Genomic DNA, 10170 nt, shown 5'->3' with positions numbered 1-10170 from the left:
GGGGCCGCGTCGGCTTGGCTGCGCCACCACCGTTGCCCAATGAAACGGCACTGCCACCAAATCTGCCCCGCGTACCCCCGCAGCAGGCTCTGGAGGGGCAGTTCGTAAGATCGTAACGCATTGAAAGCATGGTCAACCCGCCGTTAACCGGAAGCGATATGCCACCTTGCTTCCGTCATCGCTGCGGATTTGGAGCGGCCTGCTGACCATCGATAAGTATAGGTTATCGGAAGTAAGATGGCAGGAAGCAAAACCTTGCCATCTGGCGCCGCAATCGCTATTTTACACATTCAATTCGACGAGGAACACGATGTCCGAACCGCAACTCTCCGTGCGCAGCGCCAAGGCCCGGGATCTGGCGCACGCGCTTGCCAAACGCACCGGCCAGCCGATCAACAAGCTGGTCGAGCAGGCGTTGGAGCATTTTGACCTGGAATTGCGGCAGTCGACGGCGCGCAGGCCGGAGGAGGTGCTTTGGGACCTCATGGCCGAAGGTCGCCGCGCGGTTCCGGCCGGCGCGACATCGGCGCACGACGATTTTTATGACGAGAACGGCCTGCCGATATGATCGCGCTCGATACCTCGGTCATTCTGGCAATGTCTCTGGCAGAGCCGGAGGCTGAAACATTCAAGGCGATCGTCGTTCGCGAACCGGTCGCCATCGGCTGGCCGACGCTCCTCGAGGCCCGGATGGTGCTGACCGGCAGGGGATTTCCGAATGCCGCTGCCATCATTGCGCAGCTCGTCGCGCTGTCGAATGTCAGCGCAGTGACCTTCGGCGAACGGCACTATCACGCCGCCGAGCAGGCGTTTGAGCGGTTCGGCAAGGGGCGCCATCCGGCGGCATTGAACATGGGCGACTGCCTGTCCTATGCCGTCGCTGCGATTGCTAAGGCGCCGCTGCTGTTCAAGGGGCGTGATTTCGGGCAGACGGACCTGAAACGTCATCCGGCATCGTCGACGGCATGACCAGAGCCAAGGACATCGGCGCTGATCGTCGCGCCCAGGACCTCGACACGATCGCCGCGGTGCTGCCGATCGAGCGCCGCGATGAGCTTGCCGAACTGCTGACCGACGAGGATGTCGAGACCCTCCGCCATCTGGTCAATGCGGGGATGGGTGCAAACACGCTGAGGGCTCTGACCTCCGATCTTGCCTATCTGCAGGCCTGGTCGCTGGCCGCCACCGGCAGCCCCCTGCCCTGGCCGGCGCCGGAAGCGCTGCTGTTGAAGTTCGTCGCCCAGCATTTGTGGGATCCGGAAAAGCGTAGCACCGATCCCGACCATGGGATGCCGGCCAGCATCGAGCACAGCCTTCGCGCCCAAGGGTTCCTGCGATCGGCGGGACCGCATGCCCCCGACACGGTGCGCCGACGGCTGGCCAGCTGGTCGACGCTCACCAAATGGCGCGGCCTGACAGGGTTCTCCGCTTCCCCTGCCCTGAAATCGGCGATCCGCCTGGCGGTGCGCGCCACGTCGCGGCCGCGTCGCCGCAAAAGCGCGAAAGCGGTGACATCGGATGTGCTGGCTAGACTGCTGGCGACCTGCAGCACGGGAAGCCTGCGCGATATCCGCGACCGGGCGATCCTGATGGTCGCCTTCGCGTCCGGCGGTCGCCGCCGCAGCGAGATCGCCGGAATGCGCAAGGAGCAGCTCGTGGTCGAGCCCGCGATAGGGGTCAAGGACGGCCCTCCCCTGCCCTCGCTCGCCATTCATCTCGGCCGCACGAAAACCTCCGGTGCCGATCAGGACGAGGTCGTCTATCTCACCGGCCGGCCAGTCGAGGCGCTGAATGCCTGGCTCGAGGTCGCCAGGATCGAGAGGGGACCCATGTTCCGAGCGATCGACCGCTGGGGCAATGTTGCCCACCGCCCGCTGGATCCGAAGGCGGTCAACGACATCGTCAAGCAACGGGCCAAGCTCGCAGGCCTGGAGCCGAGAGAGTTTTCAGCGCACGGGCTGCGGTCGGGCTATCTTACGGAGGCGGCGAACCGCGGCATTCCCCTGCCCGAGGCCATGGAGCAGTCGCGCCATAGGTCGGTTCAACAGGCGTCGAGCTACTACAGCAACGCCATGCGGCGGAGCGGACGAGCAGCTCGATTGCTCTAATAATCCCTCGGCGTTCATGTTTCTCCTCCATGTCGTGTCTGACACCCTTTCTGCTTCTTTCTTTCCGGCTGCCACGTCCTTTTTCCTGTCGATCGACATTTCCTGTCGACATGGTGCTTGTTGCCTCCGACCATCGCAACCCGACCTCGCGCGACGCACGAGCCGGTCCAATCAATCTGCTTGGCCGGGAACTTTCGTTTTTAACCAAGGTTCGACAGTCGCTCATTCGAGAGAGTGGGAGAAGGTGAATTCGGGAACAAGGCGTCGATTGCTTTCCATGCCCGGAGACCGGGCGAGCCTGGATAGTTGACGCCCACTACCTTTGCATCAGGTACATCGCGCTGGCCGGGCGTCTGACGTGGTGGGAGGCTAGACACGGTAATGAGTGCATCATACGAAATCGGCCAGCTTTTACTATCGCAGCTGGCGGAGAAGTCGATCATCCCGGAAACCTATGAGGATCTGCAAGGGATCGTTCAAGAGGTTCCAGAAGGTACCAGATCTCTCATCGTGCGAGAGCTTAGTGCGCTCAATCCGCTCGACCAGAAGGCAGTAGAAGATTGGCCTCGGCCGCAACTGCTCGTACCTGACGGCACACATTGCCACATTCCGCCATCCCCGCCACCACGGGGAATGTGGGGCATATCTTGCCAGATCTACGAACTGCGCTCGTTGCGCAACTGGGGAATTGGCGACTTCGAGGATGTCAAAGCTCTTTGCGCGATCGCTGCTGAGGCCGGAGCCGACTTCGTTGGGCTTAGCCCTGTCCATGCGCTCTTCCTCGCCGCACCCGAACGCAGCAGCCCTTATTCCCCCTCCAATCGGCGCTTTCTAAATCCATTGTTTCTCGCCGTCGACACGATACCAATCGATCGAGGCTCTCTGGTCGACGATGCGAGGCTCGCGGCCCTGCGATCTTGCGATTTCATTGATTACTCCGGAGTGGCTGAAATCAAGATCGCCGCTCTGAAAGAGCTTTGGCATCTATGGCAAAATGATGAGGCGCAACGTGGTGATCTGCCCGCGGAGGCCTTCGAGAAATTCAAATCCGAGGGTGGCGATGCGCTTTACGGGCATTGCCTTTTCGAGACCCTCTCTTTGGAAATGACCCGATCGGGACATGGAAGCGGCTGGACCGACTGGCCCCAGGAGCTTCAAGACTACCAAGGCGTCCAAGTTCGGCAATTTGCTGTCAATCACAGCGATGGCGTCGAGTTTCAGATGTGGCTCCAATGGCTGACGACTATACAGCTAAAGGAGGTTGCAGCCCAAGCCAAGACGATCGGAATGCGCGTCGGATTGTATCTCGATTTCGCGGTTGGCGAAGTTCCCGACGGCTCTTCAACGTGGTCGTTACCCCGGATGGTCTTGCCGGGATTGCACATAGGCGCTCCTCCGGATGCATTTAGTGTTAGAGGACAAGATTGGGGTCTTGTTCCATTATCTCCCCAACCGTTGCTTGATCGCAGCGCGTTGCACTACGAAGCTCTCCTTGGTCAGACGGCGCGCTTCGCCGGAGCGCTTAGGTTGGACCATGCAATGAGCCTCTGGCAACTGTTCTTGATCCCGCAGGGCGATCCGCCGTCGGCTGGTGGATACCTTCGGTACCCGTTTACGGAGTTGATGTCGGATCTGGCAAAAGTCTCTCGTTCTTACGAGATGTTGGTGATCGGCGAAGATCTCGGCAACGTGCCCGTTGGCTTCAGGCCGGCAATGCGGTCCGCGGGAGTGTTCGGCTATCGAGTCCTATACTTCGAAGATGTCGCGCCTGAGGACGTCGACCGGTCAGGGACACAAGAGCTTTCCCTTGCCTGCCTATCCACGCATGATCTTCCACCCCTGATCGGATGGTGGAGTGCCGACGACATTGCGTTCGCGGAAACTTTCGGCTGGTGTGCTCCGGTTGAGGCGCAGGCCCTAAGGGCAGAAAGACTTGCCCGAAAGACATCTCTCATTCGGGCGGCAGTAGATGCGGGAGTGCTTGACGCCCGATCGATACTCTCTGGGGTCGAGGACATGGTAAGCGCTCAAATCATAGTGGCGATCCATCGCCTTCTGGCCCGGACGAACAGTATGCTGGTAACTGTACGGCTTGCAGATATGGTGGGCGAGCGACGTGCGACGAACATTCCCGGAACACAGGATGAGCACCAGAACTGGCGCCTGAAGTCGGATGTCGTGCTGGAGGATCTGGGCGGCACAACCCTCTTCAACGATGTTGCCGAAGCGCAGCGGCGTGAACGCCCGAAGCTCGATGCATTCGTGATCCGCGGGTCGACCTAGTTCATAGGCATCGTAGAGGAAAAAGTGGTTCCAGCGGTGCTGGAACAAACCTCAAGGCTGCCGCGATGGCCGCAGACGCGGGCGGTAAATGGCGGCAGCTCACAACGAAGGGATGACCGCTTGGGATTTGCTGAAGGATGAGCACTGATCTTCGACCAGAGAGAAAAACCACCGATACGGTTCTCACCAGTTTTTAGCGCTAGTCGCAAGTAGACATATCAGGCGCTCCTTGTGAGTTAAGCTCTATCAAAGCTGTGATTTTAGGTGCGCCAAGTGCTCTCTGCATACCATTGCCACAAGCTGATGAAGTTCCTCGGTGCGCTCTCCAAGCCATATCAAGGCTTCTTTGCTAATTTTATAGTGCCGGGAATAACGCGCCTTCACGTAGGCTTCGTTGATCAGATTGAACCAGGCTGTAAAGCGCTGCCTCTCACGCGGCCAGGCGAGCGCTATACGAAGGTCTCTGTCTTCGGAAAGTGCACGAAGGAAACTGATATTGTGAGACGCTGGCGCATAGTTCGTCAAAGTGAGAAGCAATGTTGAGTAAGTTTGCTCGATCGCTTGGTGAAGTTCGAACGCAGCGTGGCTAAGCTGGGCCTTCTGTAAAAGGAACCGGTAGGTGTCGATGAACGATTGCGCTGACGGAAAGCGCTCCTCAAATTGTTCCTTTGCGATTAGATACTCTTCTTCCGGCGACATCGGTTTGGGCATTGGCAAAGGATCATCGTTTAGCTCGTAAAGAACGATCCCGTCGCGACGTATGTCGGAGAAGAAGTGTTGGCCTTTGTGAAGGTGGTCGCCAACGTCCCGGCGAGTGTGAACGATGACACCAACCGGGGTTTTGATGCCGCGATCGCGCATCAGGCGATCCTTGGCGCCATACCAGTATTCGGGTTCGGTGAGCTTCTTCGTGCTGACGATGATCAGGATGTCGTAGTCGGATCGGTAGCCCTTCGTCGTGTGCGGTTCGTCGACCCAGGTGCCGCGCGCATAGGAGCCGAAGAGAATGATTTTCCAGATGCGGCCCTTCTTCTTGAACTCCGCCTCCCCTCCCCTCAAGGCATCCTCGAACTCCTCGTGAATGATTTCGACGACGCGCGCGAGTTCGCGCTGCTTCTTTTCCGGCAGATGTTCGAGGCTCGATTTCATCAAGGGCAAAACTCCCGCTGAATCATCTATCTAGCGATGCTCTCGCCATGGCGCCACCGTAATTTCTAAGGGTGTTGGCGCTGTGTTTGTAGGGACGCCGGTTTGCAGTTGGATGGACCGGCGCTATGCTTTCCGCGTCTAAACTCTTTTATCGAAAGTCACTCATGGCGCCTCGCGGTTCGATCACTCTCGACAGCCTTGCCTTTTCCGCCCTCGCCTCGCGGATGATCCTTGACGACAGGTTGCCCGATGAGACGGCGCAGGCGCGCCTGAAGCAGATCGGCATGATGAATGTCCTCCAATACATGCTTGAACTGGGCCGCGAGCTCACAGTCTCCGCGATCGTGACAGAAACCGGATTGACGCGGACTGGCGTCAACGAAGTGCTCGACCCGCTCGTGCGCAAAGGGCTGCTCGTCGAGCGCGTCGGGACAAATGCGATGGGCCGCGGCAAGGCCAGGGTCTTCGAGATTTCTCCGGTGCTGCTCCCCTCCCCTTCTTGAGCGGTGTCGCTCTTTTTCGACATTGGTGCTTGAAAACGATCTTTAACTGCCTTATTCAAGTCAGTCAAACCTTGGAGGGATGACGCGGCGTTAAACCGATTCGCCAGCATCGAAGCTTTTCGCGCTGACTTCGCTCTCCGGTAAGACGCTTCCGAAGCATCAAATCCAGCGGCAATATTGCCGAAACGTGTAGATAAGCGGCCCTCGCCGGGCCGTTAACTGTAAATTTCTTGTTCAAATTCGAGAATCGGCCGATAGTGCCGATAATTCGATGATTTTCGATAAAAATCGACACCAAGGTATTTTATTGGATGAACGCGACACCAAAAGCCATCGCGCCGGCGCCCCGCTTCTCTGACACGATCCTCGATCAGGGCAACGAGATCTCCACGAAGCTCGACATGCTGCGCATGGAGAAGTTTCCGCCCAATGCGATGAAGACCCTGCGTGTCTTCTCGCTTGCAGAGGTTGCCGAATTCCTCAATGTCTCGCCGAGCTACCTGAAGAAGCTGCATCTGCAAGGCAAGGGACCGCAGCCGACAACAACGCCGACCGGACGTCGCTATTACAGTGCTGAGCAGATCGGGGAGCTGCGCGAGGTCATCGACCGCTCGCCACGTCGCCAGCCGGGCGAAAAGCTCCAGGTTATCTCCGTCGTCAATTTCAAGGGCGGCTCCGGCAAGACCACCACCGCAGTCCATCTTGCACAATATCTGTCGCTGCGCGGCTACCGCGTGCTTGCGGTCGACCTCGACCCGCAGGCCTCGATGTCGGCCCTCTTCGGCATCCAGCCGGAACTCGATTCCAATCCCTCTTTCTATGAGGCGCTGCGATACGACGACGAACGCCGGCCGGTCAGCGAGATCATCCAGCGCACGAATTTTCCCAACCTCGACATCGTGCCGGCCAATCTCGAGCTGCAGGAATACGAATACGACACACCGATTGCTATGCAGCGGCGCGACAGCAATGCCGGCAAGCTCTTCTATACCCGCATCGGCCAGGCGCTTACCGAGGTTGACGACCAGTATGACGTCGTCGTGGTCGACTGCCCTCCTCAGCTCGGCTACCTGACGCTAACCGCGCTCACCGCCTCCACTTCCGTGCTCATCACGGTCCACCCGCAGATGCTCGACATCATGTCAATGTCGCAGTTCCTGCTGATGCTGGGGGGGATCCTGAAGAGCGTCGAAGGCGCCGGTGTCAACGTCACGCTCGACTGGTTCCGCTATCTGATCACCCGCTACGAGCCGGGCGACATTCCCCAGCAGTCGATGGTCGGCTTCATGCAGAGCATGTTCGCCGAGCAAATGCTCAAACATCAGATGGTCAAGTCGACGGCGATCTCGGATGCCGGGCTGACCAAGCAGTCGCTCTACGAGGTGGAACGCTCGCAGTTCACCGCCACCACTTACGACCGGGCGCGGGAATCCATGGACAGCGTCAACAGCGAAATCATCGCCTTGTTGCACAGAGCTTGGGGGCGACAGAATGGATAGGTTTTTGTCAGCCGTACAAACGAGGGTTTTTCTGAGAAATTTCATCAGTTTAGGCCGAATCGGGGGGGGCTTCCATGGCGCGCCGTGACGTTTTGCTCGGGATCACACAGGCCGATGTCAAGTCGGGCCGCCCAGTTGCCACAGGTTATGCCAGCCGCGGCGCCTCCCGCTCGATGATCAGTTCGCTGAACGAGCTCGCCGAGAAGGCAGCACTCGCCGATCAGCTGCATGACGAGGCCGTCGTCGAGCTTGATCCTGATATCGTCGACGCCTCTTTCGTTTCCGATCGCATGGAGGCCGACGACCAGGCCTTCGAAGAGCTGCTCGCGGCCATTCGCGAGCGCGGACAGGATACGCCGGTGCTGGTGCGCCCTCATCCCACCGCAGAAGGCCGCTACCAGCTTGTCTTCGGCCATCGCCGTGTGCGTGCTGCAAAGCTTCTCGGCCGTCCCGTCAAGGCCGTCGTCAAGCCCGTTGATGATATTGGTCACGTGATCGCCCAGGGACAGGAGAACTCCGCCCGCGAGAACCTTTCCTTTATAGAGCGCGCCTCCTTTGCCGATCGGCTGACGGGGCTCGGCTACGAGCGCGCTGTCGTGCAGACGGCGCTGTCGATCGACGCACCAATGCTGACGCGCATGCTTTCGGTGACCTCGCGCGTTCCTGCCGAGGTGATTGCAGCGATCGGACCGGCGAAATCGGTCGGACGCGACCGCTGGATCGATTTCGCGCAGCTGATTGAAAAGCCGTCGAATACGGCCAGGGCAGTGGCGCTGATTGGCGAGGCGGCTTTTCAGGCGATAGGATCGGATCTGCGCTTCGATGCGCTGGTCAGGGAACTGAAGGCGGTGCCGAAGCGCGCCAAGGCCGCGGCCTCTTCCTGGGAGGCAAGCGACAAGGCCCTGTCGGCTGAATTCAAGCCGTCGGGCAAGACGTTTACAGTGGCGCTGAAGGCGAAGAATGCCGGGAAATTCGGCCGCTACCTGTCGGATAATATCGATCGTCTCTACGAAGAGTTCAGACGGCAAGCAGGTGATAAATAGGAGCTAACGCGCAAAAGAAAAAAGCCCCCGCACGAAACCGCAACGGAAGCTTTCCTCGTAGTCTGGACAACTTCGAGAATCGCACTTCCGGGAATCAGTGTCAAGAATATTTGCGCTAGTTTCGGCGAGCGGATTTCTTTTGCCTCTTGAAAGGTGAAGGAACATGCAGAGCGGAAGTGTATCGACGCCCTTCGGGCGGCGGGCGATGACGCTTGCCCTGGTGAAAGGGCAGCTTGAAACCCGAAAGGCAAAGACGGAAGGCGCGGTTGACAAGTGGCGCGTCTACCGCGACGCCTGCGAGGCGCGCGAACGCCTTGGCGTGACCGACAGAGCGCTCGCTATCCTGAGCGCCCTGCTCTCCTTTCATCCCGGCCAGGAGCTCTCTGGCGATGAATCGCTCGTCGTCTTTCCGTCCAATGCTCAACTCTCGCTGAGGGCAAACGGGATTACCGGCACGACGCTCAGGCGGCATCTCGCAAGCCTCGTCGAATCCGGGCTCGTGATCCGCAACGACAGCCCGAACGGCAAGCGTTATGCCCGTCGCAGCGACGCCGGCAAGGTCGAGGAAGCCTTTGGCTTCGACCTGTCGCCTTTACTTGCCCGCCAGGGGGAACTCGCACTGATGGCGCAGCAAGTGATGGCTGAACGAAAGGCTTTCAGGCTGACGCGCGAGAGGCTGTCGATTGCCCGCCGCGACGTCCGCAAGCTGATCGGCGCCGCAATTGAGGAGGGGGTTCCGGGCAATTGGGCTGCGATCGAGGTGCAGTTCCTGGCGCTTATTGCAAGGCTACCGCGTAACCCGGACCGCGCAACGCTGGAAGATGTCGCCGAGGAAATGGCCATGCTTCGCGACGAAGTCCTTATCGTCCTGGAAAATCAACTGAATGTTCAAAAAAAAGTCGGCAATGATGACCAGAACGGCTGCCACCTACAGAATTCACATACCGAATCCATCTATGAACCTGAACCAGCTTCCGAGAAGAAGCAGGAGGCGAAGCCGAGGGTGGAGCCCAAGCCAATGCCGGAGCCGATCAAGGCGTTTCCCTTATCGCTCGTCCTGAACGCCTGCCCGGAGATTGCCGCTTACGGACCAGGCGGCGCGGTGGGCAGTTGGCGCGACCTGATGTCGGCGGCGGTCGTCGTTCGATCGATGCTCGGCGTCAGTCCGTCGGCGTACCAGGATGCTTGCGAAATCCTCGGGCCTGAAAATTCCGCGGCCGTCATGGCTTGCATCCTCGAAAGGGCAGGGCATATCCAGTCGGCCGGCGGCTATCTCAGGGATTTGACACGACGCGCCGAACGTGGTGAATTTTCACTTGGTCCGATGCTGATGGCCCTTGTGCGTGGCCAGCCCTCGACATCCCGGCGAGCCTAGCCATGATTTCATTCGTCCGAAGGGCAATCTGCCTGAGCGAACAAAACCGGATGTTTGGTTCCGTTTGCAAATTTTCGTTAAGGTTGACATGGTGTTAACACCTCGGCGATGCGCGGACCGAAGGGTTCGCTGAGGGTACGCGGGGCAGATTTGGTGGCAGTGCCGTTTCATTGGGCAACGGTGGTGGCGCAGCCAAGCCGACGCGGCCCC

General features: G+C 59.2%; 9 protein-coding genes. 8 read left to right on the top strand and 1 reads right to left on the bottom strand.

From position 1 onward, the window contains the following. Nucleotides 1-310 precede the first annotated feature (310 nt). The 4 genes from ACPYOJ_RS32635 (at nt 311) to malQ (ending at nt 4391) form a co-directional block, all read left to right on the top strand. Nucleotides 311-568, top strand: coding sequence for a type II toxin-antitoxin system VapB family antitoxin (locus tag ACPYOJ_RS32635; RefSeq protein WP_481419947.1), 258 nt, complete (start codon nt 311-313; stop codon nt 566-568). Then, nucleotides 565-969, top strand: coding sequence for a type II toxin-antitoxin system VapC family toxin (locus tag ACPYOJ_RS32630; protein WP_481419946.1), 405 nt, complete (start codon nt 565-567; stop codon nt 967-969). Before ACPYOJ_RS32635 ends, ACPYOJ_RS32630 begins: the two co-directional genes overlap by 4 nt. Beyond that, on the top strand, nt 966-2108 hold the full coding sequence (locus ACPYOJ_RS32625; RefSeq protein ID WP_481419945.1) for a site-specific integrase: 1143 nt from the start codon (nt 966-968) through the stop codon (nt 2106-2108). Before ACPYOJ_RS32630 ends, ACPYOJ_RS32625 begins: the two co-directional genes overlap by 4 nt. Nucleotides 2109-2489: 381 nt before the next feature. Next, entirely contained in the window at nt 2490-4391 is a 1902-nt protein-coding gene (malQ, locus tag ACPYOJ_RS32620) for a 4-alpha-glucanotransferase (RefSeq protein WP_481419944.1), read from the top strand. 246 nt (nt 4392-4637) lie between these two features. Here malQ and ACPYOJ_RS32615 read toward each other — a convergent pair whose 3' ends face one another. After that, on the bottom strand, nt 4638-5540 hold the full coding sequence (locus tag ACPYOJ_RS32615) for a nucleotidyltransferase and HEPN domain-containing protein (protein WP_481419943.1): 903 nt from the start codon (nt 5538-5540) through the stop codon (nt 4638-4640). Nucleotides 5541-5704: 164 nt separating this feature from the next. Between ACPYOJ_RS32615 and ACPYOJ_RS32610 the strand changes: the two genes are divergently transcribed. The 4 genes from ACPYOJ_RS32610 to repC all read left to right on the top strand — a co-directional run bounded on the left by ACPYOJ_RS32610 (nt 5705) and on the right by repC (nt 9960). Beyond that, nucleotides 5705-6043 (top strand): MarR family transcriptional regulator, encoded by a 339-nt coding sequence (locus tag ACPYOJ_RS32610; protein WP_481419942.1) that lies wholly within the window; start codon nt 5705-5707, stop codon nt 6041-6043. Nucleotides 6044-6354: 311 nt separating this feature from the next. Next, a complete protein-coding gene (gene repA, locus ACPYOJ_RS32605; protein WP_481419941.1) occupies nt 6355-7542 on the top strand; it encodes a plasmid partitioning protein RepA in 1188 nt (395 codons plus the stop codon). 74 nt (nt 7543-7616) lie between these two features. After that, nucleotides 7617-8585: a plasmid partitioning protein RepB gene (gene repB, locus ACPYOJ_RS32600; protein WP_481419940.1), complete on the top strand. Its 969-nt coding sequence runs from the start codon at nt 7617-7619 to the stop codon at nt 8583-8585. A gap of 163 nt (nt 8586-8748) precedes the next feature. Then, nucleotides 8749-9960: a plasmid replication protein RepC gene (gene repC, locus ACPYOJ_RS32595; protein WP_481419939.1), complete on the top strand. Its 1212-nt coding sequence runs from the start codon at nt 8749-8751 to the stop codon at nt 9958-9960. Nucleotides 9961-10170: the final 210 nt, after the last annotated feature.

Source organism: Rhizobium sp. SVR5-9E (genome assembly GCF_056755095.1).
The sequence above is the reverse complement of the archived record's forward strand: the minus strand, read 5'-3'. Positions and strand labels throughout refer to the sequence as shown.